General features: G+C 65.8%; 14 protein-coding genes. 9 read left to right on the plus strand and 5 right to left on the minus strand.

Features of this window, described 5'->3' with window-relative positions:
- Positions 1-2 precede the first annotated feature (2 nt).
- A complete protein-coding gene (locus Q9293_RS17510; protein ID WP_306248740.1) occupies positions 3-1,229 on the minus strand; it encodes a serine/threonine-protein kinase in 1,227 nt (408 codons plus the stop codon).
- 74 nt (positions 1,230-1,303) lie between these two features.
- Here Q9293_RS17510 and efp point away from each other — a divergent pair, with 74 nt between their 5' ends.
- From efp to Q9293_RS17535, 5 genes are all read left to right on the plus strand, one after another.
- Positions 1,304-1,879, plus strand: a complete 576-nt coding sequence (gene efp, locus Q9293_RS17515; protein ID WP_306248741.1) for an elongation factor P — start codon at positions 1,304-1,306, stop codon at positions 1,877-1,879.
- A 146-nt stretch (positions 1,880-2,025) separates the two neighbouring features.
- Positions 2,026-3,162 carry a ribosome small subunit-dependent GTPase A gene (rsgA, locus tag Q9293_RS17520; RefSeq protein WP_306248742.1) on the plus strand — a complete coding sequence of 379 codons (1,137 nt, stop codon included), beginning with the start codon at positions 2,026-2,028 and terminating at the stop codon, positions 3,160-3,162.
- Positions 3,163-3,253: 91 nt separating this feature from the next.
- Positions 3,254-4,963, plus strand: coding sequence for a sensor histidine kinase (locus Q9293_RS17525; RefSeq protein ID WP_306248744.1), 1,710 nt, complete (start codon positions 3,254-3,256; stop codon positions 4,961-4,963).
- Between the two features lie 3 nt (positions 4,964-4,966).
- Positions 4,967-5,932: a lysophospholipid acyltransferase family protein gene (locus tag Q9293_RS17530; RefSeq protein ID WP_306248746.1), complete on the plus strand. Its 966-nt coding sequence runs from the start codon at positions 4,967-4,969 to the stop codon at positions 5,930-5,932.
- 60 nt (positions 5,933-5,992) lie between these two features.
- Complete coding sequence (locus tag Q9293_RS17535; protein WP_306248748.1) at positions 5,993-6,754, plus strand: hypothetical protein; 762 nt, start codon at positions 5,993-5,995, stop codon at positions 6,752-6,754.
- A gap of 132 nt (positions 6,755-6,886) precedes the next feature.
- On the opposite strand, the gene Q9293_RS17540 is transcribed toward Q9293_RS17535, so the two are convergent.
- Positions 6,887-7,195, minus strand: a complete 309-nt coding sequence (locus tag Q9293_RS17540; protein WP_372342227.1) for an ArsR/SmtB family transcription factor — start codon at positions 7,193-7,195, stop codon at positions 6,887-6,889.
- Between the two features lie 127 nt (positions 7,196-7,322).
- Between Q9293_RS17540 and Q9293_RS17545 the strand changes: the two genes are divergently transcribed.
- Positions 7,323-8,309, plus strand: coding sequence for a quinone oxidoreductase (locus tag Q9293_RS17545; RefSeq protein WP_306248752.1), 987 nt, complete (start codon positions 7,323-7,325; stop codon positions 8,307-8,309).
- Between the two features lie 152 nt (positions 8,310-8,461).
- Positions 8,462-8,704: a metallophosphoesterase gene (locus tag Q9293_RS17550; RefSeq protein WP_306248754.1), complete on the plus strand. Its 243-nt coding sequence runs from the start codon at positions 8,462-8,464 to the stop codon at positions 8,702-8,704.
- 336 nt (positions 8,705-9,040) lie between these two features.
- Here Q9293_RS17550 and Q9293_RS17555 read toward each other — a convergent pair whose 3' ends face one another.
- Positions 9,041-10,489: a 2Fe-2S iron-sulfur cluster-binding protein gene (locus tag Q9293_RS17555; protein WP_306248756.1), complete on the minus strand. Its 1,449-nt coding sequence runs from the start codon at positions 10,487-10,489 to the stop codon at positions 9,041-9,043.
- A gap of 68 nt (positions 10,490-10,557) precedes the next feature.
- Positions 10,558-10,896, minus strand: coding sequence for a hypothetical protein (locus Q9293_RS17560; protein ID WP_306248758.1), 339 nt, complete (start codon positions 10,894-10,896; stop codon positions 10,558-10,560).
- 114 nt (positions 10,897-11,010) lie between these two features.
- On the opposite strand from Q9293_RS17560, the gene purH reads away from it, so the two are divergent.
- Entirely contained in the window at positions 11,011-12,555 is a 1,545-nt protein-coding gene (gene purH / locus Q9293_RS17565) for a bifunctional phosphoribosylaminoimidazolecarboxamide formyltransferase/IMP cyclohydrolase (RefSeq protein ID WP_306248760.1), read from the plus strand.
- Positions 12,556-12,729: 174 nt separating this feature from the next.
- The gene (gene alaS, locus Q9293_RS17570) at positions 12,730-15,351 is read left to right on the plus strand and encodes an alanine--tRNA ligase (protein WP_306248762.1); all 2,622 of its coding nucleotides are present in this window, start codon (positions 12,730-12,732) and stop codon (positions 15,349-15,351) included.
- 30 nt (positions 15,352-15,381) lie between these two features.
- Here the strand turns inward: alaS and Q9293_RS17575 are convergent, their stop codons facing one another.
- Positions 15,382-16,356: a hypothetical protein gene (locus Q9293_RS17575; protein ID WP_306248764.1), complete on the minus strand. Its 975-nt coding sequence runs from the start codon at positions 16,354-16,356 to the stop codon at positions 15,382-15,384.
- Between the last annotated feature and the right edge of the window lie 5 nt (positions 16,357-16,361).

Raw genomic sequence — 16,361 nt, forward strand, 5'->3', positions numbered from 1 at the left:
CGCTAGGGTTTGATCTGCACTTTGGAGAGGTTCGGCGCCAACCACCAGAAGAGCTGCAACAACAGGAAGATCAGCCCCACCCACTTGATGATGGGTACCCAGTCGGTGCCTTCGGGCCGGGGTTCCGGCGCGGGCTTCCGGGAGGCGAGGTAGCTCTCCACGGGATCTTCCGCCAGCTTGATCTTCACGGGCTGGCTCTCCCGGGAGCGGACTTGGGCCGCGTGGGCCCCGCTGTCTTCGGAAGGAGGCGTCAGAACCGGCAGCCGGAAGCGGGCCGTGGACACGCTGCTGCCATCGTCGTCCTGGCCCAGAGCCGCGAAGAGCCGCGCCCGCATGTGGGCAGGACCGGGCAAAGCATCGATGAGCTCCTCCATGAATTCGGGGAGGGTGGTGTAGCGGTCATCGGGATCCACCGACAGGGCCCGCTGGAACACGGCGATGAGGCGTGGCGGCAGGTCCGCCGGGAAGGCGACGGGCTCCTGAAGAATGTGGATGATGATCTGGGTCAGGCCACTGCCGGGGTGGGGCAGTTCCCCCGTGAGCAGCTCGAAGGCCGTGGCGGCGAAGCTGTAGCGGTCCGAGGCGGGCGTGCCTTCACTGCCCCGCAGCACTTCGGGTGGGGCGTAGGCCGGTGAGCCCAGGAAATCACCCGTCACCGTCAGCCGCAGGGCCAGCGTCTGGGCCGGGCCACTCTCGATGTCACCCAGGGGGGTGGGGGGATCCAGCGGGTTGTCCTGGTTCTGGCCCAGATGGCCCATGGAACGGGCGATGCCGAAATCCATGAGTTTGGCCCGGCCTTCCTCGCTGAGGAGGATGTTGTCCGGCTTCACGTCCCGGTGGACGATGGCCCGGCGGTGGGCCGCCCGCAGGGCCCGCATGGCCTGGATGAGCACCTTGGCGGATGTCTCTGTATCAAGGTTCTTTTCCTTGATGTGCTTGGCCAGGCTCTTGCCCTCGACGTACTCCATGGCCAGGAAGGGCCCCAGGTCTTCCTCCACGCCAACATCGAAGATCGTCACCAGGTTGGGGTGGTTCAGCTGGGCGCTGATCTCGGCTTCGCGGCGGAACCGCAGCATGGCCTGGTGCCGGGCGTTGCCCGTGACCCGCACCACCTTGATGGCCACGCGGCGCTTGAGCAGCGGATCCTCGGCCAGATAGACCGTCCCCATGCCGCCTTGGCCGATGGCGCGCAGGACCTGGTACCTGCCGATGGTCTTTGGATCTGCCATGCCCTGGAATTCTAACCAGGAGACCGCCCCGATCAGTCGGGATAGAATGGAGGATTCGATTTTCCGGAGCCCCCATGGCAGCCCTTCTCGAAGCCATCGAGATCAAACGCAAAATGTTCTTCGAGCTGGAAGACACCCCGTACCACTGCCTGGATGTGGAAATCTCCACCCCCACAGCCCGGGGCGGCCAGACCCTCGTCCGCATCAAGATGCGGAACCTCCTCACCCGCGCTGTCTTCGACAAGACCTTCAAGGCCGGGGACAAGTTCAAGGAGCCGGACCTCGTCCTTTCCCCCGCCAGCTACCTCTACAGCGATGGGGACGGGTCGCACTTCATGGATCAGGAGACCTACGAGACCCACACCCTGGGTGAGAGCCTCATGGGGGATGCGCTGAACTACCTCACGGAGGGCCTCATCGTTCAGATCCAGAAGTTCAATGGCAACCCCATCGGCCTGCAGATGCCCACCACCGTGGAGCTGGCAGTGACCTACACCGAGCCCGGCGCCCGCGGGGACACGGCCAGCGGCAACGTGACCAAGCCCGCCAAGCTGGAGACCGGCATCGAGATCAAGGTGCCCCTCTTCATCAAAGAGGGCGAGAAGGTGAAAGTCAGCACCGAGACCGGCGAATTCGGCGGCCGGGCCTAGGGATCCACCACGGAGACACGGAGAACACGGAGGGTTCCACTGAGAAAAGCAGGAGCAAAAGCGCGTTCGGCCTCTCGCGGAGGTTTTGCCCTTTCTGTCTCCGTGTGCTTTTCTCAGTGCCCTCCGTGTCTCCGTGGTGAAGCACGATGAAGAAATACCGCCTCGGCCAAAGCCGGGAGGCCCAGGATCTGGACCACCGGGAGGCCTACTCCCGGGAGCGGGGCGGGGAGAGCAAACGGCGCCAGCGGCATGCGGAGCGGCTGGAAACCGGCATCGAAGCCCATGATGCCGAGGCCCTCCTGCGCCTGCCCGACGCCAGTCCCTGGATGCACCTGCCCGAGGCCACCCTCATTCAGCGGCACAGCCAGTGGGTGGATCTGGAGACAGAAGATCGCGCCCTCATGCGGGCCACCCTGGGCGGCAAGCTCAAGGGCGTTCGCCTCGTCTGCGGCGACCGGGTGCGGTACTCGGCCGTGCCCGTGGAGCCTGACGATCCCAGCGCGCCGCCGCCCCCGCCGGTGCGCGGCGATGGCGGCTCTCCCGAGGCCCAGGTGGTGGCGGTGATGCCCCGCAAATCGCTGCTCAAGCGGGGTGGCATCGACGACCGCGAGCCCTGGCAGCTCATCTGCGCCAATGCCGATGAACTCTGGGTCTGCGCCGCCGTGGTGGATCCGCCCCTGCGACCGGGCCTGCTGGAACGGGCCCAGGTGCTGGCGCTGGATGCGGGCCTGACCTTCCGCGTGCTGGTCACCAAGCGGGACCGCGCCTCGAAAAAGGACACCTTGCCGGAACTGGATCCCCTTCGCGAGCAGGGGGTGGCCATCCACGAAACCTCCGCCCTCAAGGGCGAAGGCCTGGAACCCTTGATCGGCCTTCTGCAAGGGAAAGTCGTGGTGCTGCTCGGCCACAGCGGCGTGGGGAAGAGCACCCTGGTGAACGCCCTGCATCCCGACATCAGCCTGAAAACCGGCGGCCTCACCCGATTCGGCACGGGCAAGCAAACCACCACCGCCGCCCGCTGGCTGCCTCTGGCCACCGGAGGCACCCTGGTGGATACGCCCGGGATCCGCACCCTCAGTGTGCGCGGGTTCGACCGCAGCCTGCTGGCCCACGTGTTCCCCGAGTTTCCGCCGGAAGTCCTGGAGGATCCCATGGCCTTCGACCCCGAGGATGACGCCACCCTGGATCGCCTGAATCTGGATTATCCCGAACGACTTCAGAGCCTCCAACGCCTGTGGCAGGAGATGGATGACCGCAACCCCAACCAGAACGTCTGGCGGTAAACGGGAATCGCCTCTGTGACATTCATTACAACTGCAGGGAACGGCCCCGGTCCGCATTGCCACGCCTCCCGGGCCCGGGAACACTCGCAGCATGGTGGATCGCCTCGACGAACGGGATGACTGGACGGCCATCTGGCGGTCCAACCCTGTCGTCGTGGCGGGCCTGCTTGTGCTGCTGGCGGCGAACGCCATCCTGCCCCTGATGTATGAAGGCCACTTGGCCGTGCAGTTTCTGGACTATTCGGGCGTCCTGGCACTGGCCTTCTGGACGGCGGGATTGGCCTGCTGGCGGGCCCGGCGCCATGGCCCTGCCGCCTTCGGCCTTCTGGGCCTGGGCGCAGCCCTCGGCGGCCTGCGCTACCTGCCCACCGCGTTGCGATGGCCCCAGGCTCGAATCCTTGGCCCCGCCATTTCCATCCTCAGCCTCCTGGCCCTCGGGATAGGGTTCCTCACCTGGCCCCAACAGATGCGCATGCCCAGGGACCGCATCCGGGCCAGCCTGGATGGCCTCGCGCTCTCTCTCTCCATGTTCACCGTCGGCTGGATCGTCTTGGGTCCCTTGAGTCAGGTGGGGGCCCTGTCCCGCGACATGATGCTGATCTACCTGCTGCAGATCAGCGTGTGCCTGGGGCTGCTTGCCCTGTGGCTGCTGCGGGAAACCCGTCTCGAATTCCCCGAACAGGCCCGGGCCAAAGCCTTCGTCCGTGGCGCCCTGGTCTTGCTCCTTTTCCATTCCACCCTGGTGGTGGCCCTGAGGGTGACCGGCCACTACCGCGGCACCTACCTGGGCCATGCCGCGGAGGTGCTTCACCAGGGCGCCATCTTCCTGCTGGCCATGGCCGTGCTCAGCCCGGCCTCAGCCAAGAGCGCCGTGCCGCCGAAACCGCGGCCCTCGCCCCTCCGGGCCCTCATCCCCTCCCTGGTGGTGCTCTGGGTGCTGTGCCTCATCGCCATCCTCGTCTTCCAGCCGCAGGCGGTCCCCTCCAAGCCCCTGCTCGGCTTCGGCCTGGCCCTCATGGGCATCCTCCTGTTGCGGCACGGCCTCCTCATCCTCGACCTCGAGCGGCTCTCCCACAGCCTCGAAGCCCGGGTGGAAGCACGCACCCGCGAATTGGAGGCCCACCACCGAGAAGCCATGAACGATCTGCGCATGCGCATGATGGCGGGGCTGGCGGCGGGGCTCGCCCATGATCTCAACAACCTGCTGGGCATCCTGCGGCTCCGCCTGGGATTGCTCCGGGAGACCTGCACGCCCGAGCAATTGGAAGATGTCGACGTGCTCCAGCAGACATCGGAGCGGGCCATCGCCATGACCCACCGGATTCTCTCTTCCGACCACCGGCAGGAGGTGGCACCGCTCACCTTCTGTCTGCCCGACTGGCTGCATGCCCACCACGCGCTGCTGGGCGCCCAGCTCCAACCGGGTCAGCGCCTGGAGATCACCGCCCCGCCCCAGTTGCAGGTCTGCGTGGATCCTGGGTCCCTCGAACAAATCCTCCAGAACCTCGTATCCAACGCCCGGGATGCCATGGGCCCCGATGGGCACATCAAGATCACCGCCATTCCCCACGGAGGCAGAGCGGGCATCGAGGTGCGTGACAACGGGCCGGGGCTGCCCCAGGAACTCCAGGATCGCCTGTTTGAACCCTTCTTCACCACCAAGCGCACGGGCACGGGACTGGGACTCGCCACGGTGCGCAACCTCGTGCACCTGAACCGAGGCAGCATCGAGGTGAGCAGCCAGCCGGGGCGCGGCACGGCCTTCTTCATCGAGCTGCCCCAGGAGCCGCTGCTAGCCTGAAGCATGCAAGATCGCATGCAGTCCGAATCCAAGTTGCTGGGCCTCGTCTACGGCGCGGTCTTCGGGACCTTGTTCCCGCTGTTCCATTTCGCGGCCCGGTCCTTCGCCCGGCGCGAGCGCGGCCACGACATCGCCGATCAGATCGCCAACGCCTTCATGGATCTGCGCCCCAAGTACCTGGAGGCCATTCTGGGCAACACAGCTCGGGTGCTGGGCCTGAAACCCACCCACCCCCAGGTGGAGCGCACCGCCCGGGACATGGTGCGCCAGCACGCCCGGGCCTGGGTGGACTTCTTCTACTACGGCCAGCGCGCCCCTGAAGAGGCGCTGGCCCAGTTCGCCAGCATCCAAGGGCTGGAGCACCTCGACGGAGCCCTCGCCCAGGGCCGGGGCGCCATCCTGCTCACCGCTCACGCGGGCAACTATGAACTGGGCGGTGTCCTCCTGCGGGCGCGCAACCTCAAGGTGCATGCGGTCTACAAACCCGACCGCTTCGAGGCCGTGGAGCGGCTGCGCGAAAGCATGCGCGCCCAGGGGGGTGTGGTCGGCATTCCCGTGGATGGTGTAGGTTTCTCGACGCTGCCTCTGGTGAAGCTTTTGCGCGAAGGCGCCCTCGTGGGCATGCAGGGCGATCGTGATTTCAGCCTGAACGGTGTGCCCATACCCTTCTTCGGTCGGGAGGTCCCCTTCCCCCGGGGGCCCTGGGAGCTGGCCGCCATGACCGGCGCCCCCATCATCACCAGCTTCTTCTACACGGACGAAAACCGGCGCTTCCACGCCCAGCTGGGCGAGCCGGTCCACATCCTGGGCGAACGGGGCGATCGCATGGCGGCCATCGAGGCGGGCATGCGAGAGTACGTGGCCGACCTCGAGGCCCTGATCCGCCAACACCCCAGCCAGTGGTACTGCTTCTACCCATTCTGGGATGATCCCGCGCGGGAGGCTCCTCAGCCTTGTCCCCAGTCATAGATTTTTTGCCGTAGGCTAAGGGTTTCCCGGTCTGTTCCCGGTCATCACAAGGAGTCTTCCATGCGCGGCGCCCTCCCCCTTTCCTTCGCCCTGCTGGTGGCCATTGGCTGCCAGTCCAAGAAGTCTGATGCCGTTGTCGCCGCCCCCACCACTGGCGCGCTGCCCACCGCGGGCGCCCCTGCGCCTGGCCAGGGCCTCAGCGGCAAGGTGCTGGAGCGCCTCGACGCCTCGCCCTACTGCTACCTGCGCATCCAGACGGTGCGCGGCGACGTGTGGGCCGCGGTGCCGGAAGCCAAGATCGAGAAGGGCACCGAGGTGACCATCGCCAACCCCATGCTCATGAACAACTTTGAATCCAAGACCCTGAATCGCACTTTCCCCGAAGTGTATTTCGGCACCCTCGCCCCGGCCGGTGGCACGGTCGCCGCCGCTCCAGCCGCGCCCGCGGCGGGAGCCAGCCCCATGGGTACTCCGCCACCGGCGCCCCTGGAAGTGACCAAGCTCGAGAAGGCCTCTGGCCCCGATGCCCAGACCGTGGGCGATCTTTGGGCGAAGAAGGGCAGCCTGAAGGAGAAGACCGTCGCCATCCACGGCAAGGTGGTGAAGTACAACCCCGGCGTCATGGGCCGGAACTGGCTGCACCTGCAGGATGGCAGCGGCGATACCACCAAGGGCACCCACGACATCGCCGTCACCACCCAGGACACCGTCGCCAAGGGCGACGTGGTCACCATCAAAGGCGTGCTGCGCCTGGACAAGGATTTTGGCTCAGGCTACACCTACCCCCTCATCGTGGAAGAAGCCAAGGTTGTGAAGAAGTAGCCACAGCCAGCACCAAGCACATGCGGGCGCCGTTGGGCGCCCGCATGTGCTTGGTCTGGACTTTGCAGGAAATACCGCGTTTCTTGTTAAGCAAGGTGTGATCGGGCATCCGCACAGGGAAGCGGAAGGAGACTAGCCATTCTCCAAGCCCTTCAAGATGGCTTTGAGCAAGCCTGGAAAACGCGCATCCAGATCGTGGCGTCGCAGGCTGTTGTAACGGTAGACGCCCTCCATCCGGATTTCGATGAGCCCGGCCTCTCGGAGCACCTTGAAGTGATGACTTAGCGTGGCTTTGGAGGCCCCCAGTCCAAAGGTGCCGCAGGCACGTTCTTTCTCCGTGGCCAACTGCCGGACGATCTCTAGTCGGGTGGGGTCGCTCAGAGCATACAGGACTGAGTGGAGGTCCATTTGGTCGCGGTCAGGTTGAAGGGGTGTCCGCATGCAGGAAGGTTGGCAGAGGGGGTGGGTCATGTCAAATGGTTCGATTGTTTTTTAACTTTCTATTGACAGAACTCCCTCTGGCACCAATCTTTCTATTGTTCGATTGTTATCGAATAATGGAGCACGCATGAACCACCGAATTTCCTTCCACACCATCGGAACCCCGAACGTGCTTCGCTGGGAAGAAGCCCCACTTCCAGAGCCGCGCCCTGGCGAAGCCAAGGTGCGCCACAGGGCCATCGGCGTGAACTACATCGACGCTTACCAACGCTCGGGGGCCTATCCCGTTCCGCTGCCCGCCTATCCTGGGTTTGAGGCGGTTGGCCGAGTCGAGGCGCTGGGATCTGACACTGCGGGCCTCCAGGTGGGCCAACGGGTGGGCTATGTGGATGGGGGCGCTGGCGCCTACTCGGAGGCCAAGAACCACCCCGCCAGTCGGCTGATACCTTTACCCGAAACCATTTCTGATGATGAGGCTGCAGGCCTGCTGTTCAAGGGGCTCACGGCCCACATGCTCGTCCGCCGCGTCTGGCGGCCTCAGCCGGGGGCCTGGGCCCTGGTCCATGCCGCGGCCGGTGGCGTGGGGTTGGTGCTTACCCGCTGGCTCACTTCGGAAGGGGTGCGAGTCATCGGACTCGTAAGCACCGATGAGAAGGCCGCTTTGGCCAAGGCGGAGGGGGCGGAAGCGACCCTGGTCGTTCACAGGGGAGATTCGTACAGCGCCCTTCCCAACCAGGTGCGCCAACTCACCGGTAGAGCAGGGGCGGCCGTGGTATTTGATTCCACCGGACGAGACACCTTTGAATCTTCCCTCGACAGCCTGGCGCCCTTTGGACTCCTGGTCTCCTATGGCCGAAGCAGTGGCCCCCTGCCAACCTTCGACCCCGCTGAACTGGCGAAGCGTGGGTCCCTGGCCCTCCAGCGGCCGAGTATCTTCCACCACGTGGCCGACCACGCCATCCTCCAATCTGCCGCCAAGGAGATGTTCGCGGCGCATGCAGAGGGCAAGCTGAAGGCCCACATCCACCGGCGACTGCCCCTTCAGGAAGCAGCGGAAGCCCATGCACTTTTCGAATCCAGGGCCACCACAGGAGCCCTCATTCTGTTGCCCTAAGGACCCAGCGGACCAGCCTCCTGGCGAAGGTCGGCGTGAACTGAGCGGCGTTTCCGAACCGTCACCGAAAGGGCGCTCCGGCGCCCTTTCCCATTCGGGATAATGGCCCACATGCGCCCTGCTGCTTGCAGGGTAAGCCTGGGGCTGCGCCCGTGATCGCGGGCGCCCACGACGCCATGGTGGCTGACCTGCGGGCAGCGAAGCAGTCCGTTTGGCGTATCGTGGCCCTGCATCACCCCCTGTTCCAGACCGCCCGTACCCACATCGAGAACCGGTGGATCCGTCCCCTCAGCCCGCTGCTGGAGCAGTACGGTGTGGACCTGTTGATGGAGGGCCATGTGCACAACCAGCCGTCGTTGCGAACGAGCTCACTCAGCCTTGTGACCGAAGACTGACCACTTGGGGTCATCTACCGGATTTGGAAAGCAGGGTTGTCATGGAGGCCAGTACCTCCATTGAGAGTTAGCGGCTAAACCTTGGCTCCACCGAGTCCTTTTAGACGCATCGATGGGATTGAATCTGCGGATTTGTTGCGAAATCAAATACCAACTCACAGCATTTATTCTATTTCTAGGCGAAAGACCTAATAACGAGAGAAATTTCAGGTGCATGTAGGCACCTGAAATTTCCGAGAACCTGCAAGGCCCAGACCAAGCACATGCGGGCGCCGTTGGGCGCCCGCATGTGCTTGGTGGCAAGGTGCAGATTCAGTTCAACGCGCTCCGCACCGGTTAAACCGTGGCGGGAACGGCAGCCAGATCCTTCACCCAGGCGGGAACGGAGCGCACGCCCTTGGGGGCCTGCAGCGCCTTCTGGTAGCGGCGCAGTTCGCCATCGTGGTTGATGATGAAGTCGCTCTCCTCGGCAAAGCTGGTGATGGGCAGCCAGGCCGTGGCGGAGCGGCCCAGAGCCGAGGGGTCAACTTCCAGGGCCAGGCTGAACGTCGCGGCCTTGAGAATCTGCGCCAGCAGGTCGGTTTCCTTCTCGCTGGTGAACGCGGCGTCGTGCAGCAGCACCACCGCCTTGACCTCGCCCTTCTGGATCTTGCCGAGGAGCTCTTCGAGCGCGCCGAAACGGAAGCTGCGTTCCGTGAATCCACGGCGGTTGAGAATGCCATCGGCACTGGTCTGGTACTTGGGCAGCAGCACGGGAATGGTCTTGTCGCCACTGCCGTAGCGGAGGTCCGGCGAGGAGGCCAGTTCTCCCAGACGCTGGGCGGTGTCACAGCCGAAGGTGCCCTGGCCGATCACCGCGGTGGCACCCGCAGACTGCAGGGCCTCGCGGATGGCCTCCAGGGGGGCCTCAGCGCCTCTCAGCTGCGCCGCAGCGGCCTGCCCCTCGCGGTTGTAGCGCTTGTAGGCGTACCGTTCTTCGTCGCTGATGAAGTGGGTGGTCTCCTTGCCCTCCAGGGGCCGGGGGCGGAAGCGGTGGATCTGGTTGCCCTCGTGGTCGATCCAGATGGGGTTGCCCAGGGCCGAATGGCGGCTGATGGAAGGCGCGCTCTTGAGGTACCAGACCCGCTTCTTGAAGCGGAAGTCGCGGCTGGTCAGGGCGCCCACGGGACAGAGATCTACCACGTTCCCCGCGTAGGGGTTCTGGTCCAGGCTCTTGCCAGTGAAGGTGGTCACCTCGAGGTGGGAGCCGCGGGAGGCCACGGTCAATTCGCCGCCCCCGCTGATCTCGCGGGTGAAGCGCACGCAGCGGGTGCAGTGGATGCAGCGGTTCTTGTCGATGACGATCTTGGCGCCCAGATCCTCGTAGCGGTAGCGGCGCTTCACCTCGCCCATGCGGGAATCGCCGCTACCGTAGCTGTAGGAGTAGTCCTGGAGCTTGCATTCGCCGGCCTGGTCGCAGATGGGGCAGTCCAGGGGATGATTGATGAGCAGGAACTCCATCACGCCGGCGCGGGCATCGGCCACCGCGGGCGTGTTGGTGAAGACCTCCATCACCACCGCGTCCGGATTGTCCTTGGGCGCGGACGGCACGGTGGTAGTGCAGCTGGTGGCGAGCTTGGGCTGGCCCTTGATGTCCACCAGGCACATGCGGCAGGTGGCCACGGGCGTCAGCGCCGGGTGATAGCAGTAATGAGGAATGTCGATGCCCACGGTACGGCAGGCATCCAGCACCAGGGTGCCGGGGTTCACGCTCAGTTCAACGTCGTTGATCTTGATCGTCGGCATGGGCCCACTCCAGGCTTATCAGGATGAGGCTTGCCGCGCGGAAGGTCAAAGGTCCGGAGCCCGCAGGGTCAGGCCCCACCCACCGCGCCCACCATGCAGCGGCGGCAGAAGTCGAGGAAATCCTCAAGATCGGGAATATCCACGTTCACCGTGGCCGGAATCACATTGGGGATGATCACCCGCCGCCGCAGCTCCCCCGTGGCCTCCAGCGAGAAGACGAACCAGGCCAGGCGGTCCTTTTCCGAGGACAGGGTGAGGCTCACCTGGCGGGTCTCGAAGAACAGGTCCGGCGCGCCGCCATCCTCCGGTGTGTGCCAGTCGGGAATGTGGCCCCGCTTCACGAACTCGGCCTTCAACTGCTCCAGGGTGTGCTGGACCGTGAACTGGACTTCGACCTGGACTTCCATCCTGACCTCCGACCCTCCCCTCTTCGGCCCGGGCCGCCGGGAACCCAAACCTGGACATCCTGCCCTTCCGAAAGCCCTTGGGGCATGGGAAAATCGAGGGTTCAGGGGGCGCGCATGCCGACGGCATTGATCTCGGTGTATGACAAGACGGGGCTCATCCCCCTGGCGGAGGGCCTGCTGGCCCAGGGCTGGCGGCTGCTGGCCACGGGCGGCACCCTGCGCACCCTGCAGGAGGCCAAGTTCGAGGCCATGGAGGTGGCCGCCTACACCGGCGCCCCGGAATGTTTCGATGGCCGGGTGAAGACCCTCCACCCCCGCATCCACGGCGGCCTGCTCTTCCGGCGGGACCTGGCCGACCATGTGTCCGACGCCAAAGCCCAGGGCATCGAGCCCATCGACCTGGTCGTGATCAACCTCTACCCCTTCGAAGCCACCGTTGCTCGGGAAGGAACCACCACCGCCGAAGCCATCGAACAGATCGACATCGGAGGCCCCAGCATGATCCGCAGCGCCTCCAAGAACCATGCTTCCGTGACGGTGCTGACCTCGCCCGACCAGTACGCCCCCTTCCTTGAGAAGCTGCAGTCCGGCTCCTGGAGTCTGGAGGACCGGCGTCGATGCGCCCTGGAGGCCTTCCGCCGCACCGCCGCCTACGACGCCGCCATTTCCGGCTGGATGGAGCGGGAGCTCACCTCCCAGGCCACCCCCGACCTGCCCCACCACCTCAGCCTGAACCTCGTCCAGAAGCAGGGCCTGCGCTACGGGGAGAACCCCCATCAGCCCGCCGCCTTCTACGTGGAGCCCGGGCGCCGCACCGAGGGCATGGCCTCCTGCATCCAGCACCAGGGCAAGGAGCTGAGCTTCAACAACCTGCTGGATGCTGATGCCTGCGCCCGCCTGGTCTGGCAGTTCCCGGCCCCGGCCTGCGTCATCGTCAAGCACAACAACCCCTGCGGTGTGGGCCAGGGGCCCCATGCCCTGGAAGCCTTCATGCGCGCCCAGGCCGGCGATCCCCTCAGCGCCTTCGGCGGCATCGTGGCCTTCAACCGCCCCGTGGGCGTGGAAGTGGCCCATGTCATGGCCCAGAATTTCTGGGAAGTGATCCTGGCACCCTCCTTCACTGGCGAGGCCCTGGAGGTGTTCGCCGCCAAGAAACAGCTGCGCATCCTGCAGACCCCCGATCAGTGGCCCCAGAGCGCCGAGGGACTGGATACCCGTTCCATCGGGGGCGGCTACCTGGTGCAGCGTGCTGACGACGCCTTCGCACCCTTTGAGTCTTGGGAGGTCAAGGCCACCGGCACCGGCCCCAAGCCCCGCACCGAGGATCTGGTGCTCGCCCAGCGGGTGGCCAAGGCCGTGAAGTCCAACGCCATCGTGCTGGTGAAGGATGGCGCCACCGTGGGCATCGGCGCGGGCCAGATGAGCCGCGTGGATTCCGTGGAGATCGCTTGCCGCAAGGCCGGTGACCGCGCCCGCGGCGCCGCCCTGGGCAGCGATGCCTTCTTCCCCTTCGCCGATGGCCTGGAAGTGGCCGCCCGCCATGGCGTCTCCGCCTTCGTGGAGCCCGGCGGCAGCCTGCGCGACAAGGAAGTGATCGAAGCGGCCCAGAAGCTGGGCGTGTGGCTGTTCTTCACCGGCATGAGACACTTCCGGCACTGATGATGTCCGGGGGTTCCGCGCTACGCGCCTCCATGTCATGCAACACCTTGCGTTGCGCCCACTCACCCTCACGGGTTCATGGACATGGAGCCTCCCCCCGGAGCCCCCGCGCGCGGCACGGGCAAAGCCCGTTCCGCGCTTTTCTTTCTGATCGTCCGGTATCCTGGATCACCTATGAAAACCTCCGAACTCCGAGAGCGATTCCTCCAGTACTTCGAGCGTCAGGGCCACCGGCGCGTGGCGTCGAGTGCCGTCATCGGCCCGGCGGACGATCCCACGGTGATGTGGACGAACTCCGGCATGATCCAGTTCAAGGACGTGTTCCTGGGCAAGGAGAACCGCGACTACAGCCGCGCCACCACCAGCCAGAAGTGCCTGCGGGCGGGCGGCAAGCACAACGACCTGGACCAGGTGGGCTTCACGGCCCGCCATCACACCTTCTTCGAGATGCTCGGCAACTTCAGCTTCGGGGACTATTTCAAGGCTGACGCCATCCGCTTCGCCTGGGAGTTCCTCACGGGCCCTGTGGATCAGGGCTGCCTGGGTCTGGATGCCTCCCGCCTCTGGGTCACCGTGTTCGAAGGCGCCGACGGCGTGCCTGCAGACACCGAGGCCGAGGAGATGTGGAAGGCCGCCGGTGTGCCTCCGGCGCGCATCATGCGCTTCGGCAAGAAGGACAACTTCTGGCAGATGGGCGACACGGGCCCTTGTGGCCCCTGCTCGGAACTCCATTTCGACCGCGGCGAACATGTGCCCGGCGACGCCACTCCCAACGGCGACGGCGACCGGGTCATGGAGATCTGGAACCTGGTCTTCATGCAGTACGAACGCGACGCCAAGGGTGTGCTCGCGCCCCTGCCCAAGCCCAGCATCGACACGGGCATGGGCCTGGAGCGCACCGCCAGCATCCTGCAGGGCGTGGACACCAACTACGAGATCGATCTCTTCGCGCCCATCTTCGAGGCCATCTGGAAGGTGGCCAAGGTGCGTCCCGAGGAGCGGCGGGAACACACCAACCGAACGGCCTCCCAGGTGATCGCCGACCACATCCGGGCCGCCACGTTCATGTGCTTCGACGGCGTGGTGCCCAGCAACGAGGGCCGCGGCTACGTGCTGCGTAAGATCATTCGCCGGGCCCTGCGCTTCGGCCGCAAGCTGGGCATCGAGGGCCTCTTCTTCGCCGACCTGGCCCCAGCCGTCTTTCAGGCCATGGGGGATCAGTACCCCGAGCTGATGGCCGAAATGGGCCGCATCCAGAAATCCCTGCACCGGGAAGAACGGCAGTTCAGCCAGACCCTCTCGGCGGGCCTCAAGATCCTCGAATCCAGCAACATCTCCACGGGCACCTTGGCGGGGTCCGACATCTTCCGCCTCTATGACACCTACGGCTTCCCCGTGGACCTGGTCGAAGACTGGTGCCGGGAGCGCCAGATCACCGCGGACCTCGCAGGCTTCCAGCAGGAGCTCAACGCCCAGCGCACCCGCGCCCGGGCGGCCATGAAGGCCCACGACCTGCGTCTGGCTGGAGATCTCGCCATCCTCGCGGACCTGCCACCCACCCGCTTCCTGGGCTACAACCACCTGGAGAGCTCCTCCCACGTGGTGGCGCTTTTCGATGCGGAGCACCGCCGAGTGAAGCAGCTCACGGGCGAGGGTTACGTCCTGCTGGACCGCACGCCCTTCTATGCCCTGTCGGGCGGCCAGGTGGGTGACACCGGCCAGCTGCGCTTTGAGGGCGGCCATGCGGAGGTGCTCGACTGCACCGCCCCTGCCCAGAAGCGCCACCTGCACAAGGTCGAGGTGACGGGCTCCCTGCTGGAGAACATGGCCGTCAACGCCGTGGTGCACAGCGTGCGCCGACGCCGGATCCGCGCCCACCACACCGCCACCCACCTGCTGCACGCGGCCCTGCGCGAAGTGCTCGGCTCCCACGTCAAGCAGGCGGGCAGCGTGGTGGATGCCTCCCGGCTGCGCTTCGACTTCACCCACTTCGCGCCCCTGGAGCCCGCCCAGATCACCGAGATCGAGCGCCTTGCCTCGCGCCAGGCCCTGAAGTCCAAGGATACGGAAGTGCGTGAAATGGACATCGAGGAGGCGCTGGCCTCCGGAGCCATGGCCCTCTTCGGCGAGAAGTACGGCGATGTGGTGCGGGTGGTGCAGGTACCAGGCTTCTCCACGGAGCTCTGCGGCGGCACCCATGTGGCCAACACTGGCGAGATTGGCGTGGTGAAGATCATCTCCGAGGGCGCGGTGGCTGCCGGGGTGCGGCGCATCGAGGCCGTGGCCGGGGAGATGGCCCTGGAACTGCTGCAGGCGGACGAGGCCATGATCCACAGCCTTTCCCGCCAGGCCAACGCCAGCCGTGAGGCGCTGCCGGAGTTGCTGGCCGCCAAGGATCAGCGCATCGCCCAGCTGGAGCGAGACCTGAAGGAGGCCAAGCTCAAGGCCGCCAGCGGCGGGGGAAGCGCGGAGCAGGTGGAGCAGATCAAGGGCGTCACCCTGGTCACCGCCCTGGTGGAAGGTCTCGAGGGCAACGCCCTGCGGGAATTCATGGACCAGGTGCGCACCCGACATCCCAGCGCCGTCATCGTGCTGGCTTCCAAGAGCGCCGAGGACAAGGTGGCCGCTCTCGTGGCCGTTTCCCAGGATCTTCCCTACGATGCGGGCACCCTCTTCAAGGCCATGCTCCCCGCCCTGAACGGACGGGGCGGCGGCAAGAAGGATCTGGCCCAGGGCGGCGGTTCCAATCCCGCGGGCCTGCCCGAAGCCATCCAGGCGCTTCGCGCCCTGCTTTAACCAGCCCTCCCCCGCCGAATGGCGGGGGCCTCACTTCGCCATGGCGCTGCCCTTCTCATGACAGCCCAGACAAGTGGCCAGCTTCGGATCGGGGCTGCGCCAATAGACGCTGTCGCCGCCGAAATCCTTGCGGAGCGCCTCGGGCACCCGGGCCCAGTAGAAGGCAAAGGCCGTGGTGCCATCGGCCTTGGTTTCCTTCATGTAGAGCGGGCCGGGTTCGGTGCCGGGCTTGCCCTTGTCATCGGTGAAGGTGGACATGACCGCGTAGGCGCCCGGCGGCAGGGGCTTGCCTTCCTTGTAGGCATCGATGCCCGAGGCCGTGACCCAGATGCGCCGCCAACGGTCGCCGTGGGCCTTGCTGCGGCTCGGGCCCGATTCGGCGGGTTCGAGGCTGGCATAGTCCAGGGCCCGGATGGGCAGGTCGGCTTCCACATCGCTGCGGCGGGTCGCATCGGCCTCAGCCGCTGCCTTGTTCGTTTCCTCGTTGCCGAAGACCATGATGCCGCCCAGTTTGCCACTGAAGCCCCAGCAGGCCAGCCAGAGAAAGCCCACCAGCAGGGCTGGCGCGCCCACGCCCCGCTCCCAGAAACGGCGACCGGCGTGGTGCCGATGGTCTCCCCCGCCAGTTCCGAATTCCCGGTTCCAGACCCGCCACAGCAGAAACACACAGACACCGCCCACCATGAAACCCGCAGCGGCAGCGAGGATGTGGATCTGCAGGATCTTCTGCAGCACCTGCTTGTCGCTGGCCACCACAGGCAGAAAGCCGGAAGGAGCGATGAGGTTGATCTGGCGACCCCACATCAATCCGCTGAAGAGAGCGACCGAGCTGGCCAGCCAGCCAATGGCGCCCAGGAAGAAGGAGGTTCCCGCCAGCACCCGGCCATGACGCGGGTGGAAGGAGGCCAACATGGCCAGGGGGAGTACGGCCACCAGTCCCAGGGGGACATGGACGAAGGCCGGATGCTCCCGCGCGATGAACTCGATGAGGGGCGACGCAAGCATGGGGC

It is taken from the genome of Geothrix sp. PMB-07, from assembly GCF_030758935.1.
In the GTDB taxonomy this organism is placed as follows: Bacteria; Acidobacteriota; Holophagae; order Holophagales; family Holophagaceae; genus Geothrix.

Excerpts from the sequence above, each read along its gene's own strand:
- Q9293_RS17510 (WP_306248740.1), bottom strand. The coding sequence starts at position 1,229 with ATGGCAGATCCAAAGACCATCGGCAGGTACCAGGTCCTGCGCGCCATC.
- efp (WP_306248741.1), top strand. The coding sequence starts at position 1,304 with ATGGCAGCCCTTCTCGAAGCCATCGAGATCAAACGCAAAATGTTCTTC.
- rsgA (WP_306248742.1), top strand. The coding sequence starts at position 2,026 with ATGAAGAAATACCGCCTCGGCCAAAGCCGGGAGGCCCAGGATCTGGAC.
- Q9293_RS17525 (WP_306248744.1), top strand. The coding sequence starts at position 3,254 with ATGGTGGATCGCCTCGACGAACGGGATGACTGGACGGCCATCTGGCGG.
- Q9293_RS17530 (WP_306248746.1), top strand. The coding sequence starts at position 4,967 with ATGCAAGATCGCATGCAGTCCGAATCCAAGTTGCTGGGCCTCGTCTAC.
- Q9293_RS17535 (WP_306248748.1), top strand. The coding sequence starts at position 5,993 with ATGCGCGGCGCCCTCCCCCTTTCCTTCGCCCTGCTGGTGGCCATTGGC.
- Q9293_RS17540 (WP_372342227.1), bottom strand. The coding sequence starts at position 7,195 with ATGCGGACACCCCTTCAACCTGACCGCGACCAAATGGACCTCCACTCA.
- Q9293_RS17545 (WP_306248752.1), top strand. The coding sequence starts at position 7,323 with ATGAACCACCGAATTTCCTTCCACACCATCGGAACCCCGAACGTGCTT.
- Q9293_RS17555 (WP_306248756.1), bottom strand. The coding sequence starts at position 10,489 with ATGCCGACGATCAAGATCAACGACGTTGAACTGAGCGTGAACCCCGGC.
- Q9293_RS17560 (WP_306248758.1), bottom strand. The coding sequence starts at position 10,896 with ATGGAAGTCCAGGTCGAAGTCCAGTTCACGGTCCAGCACACCCTGGAG.
- purH (WP_306248760.1), top strand. The coding sequence starts at position 11,011 with ATGCCGACGGCATTGATCTCGGTGTATGACAAGACGGGGCTCATCCCC.
- alaS (WP_306248762.1), top strand. The coding sequence starts at position 12,730 with ATGAAAACCTCCGAACTCCGAGAGCGATTCCTCCAGTACTTCGAGCGT.
- Q9293_RS17575 (WP_306248764.1), bottom strand. The coding sequence starts at position 16,356 with ATGCTTGCGTCGCCCCTCATCGAGTTCATCGCGCGGGAGCATCCGGCC.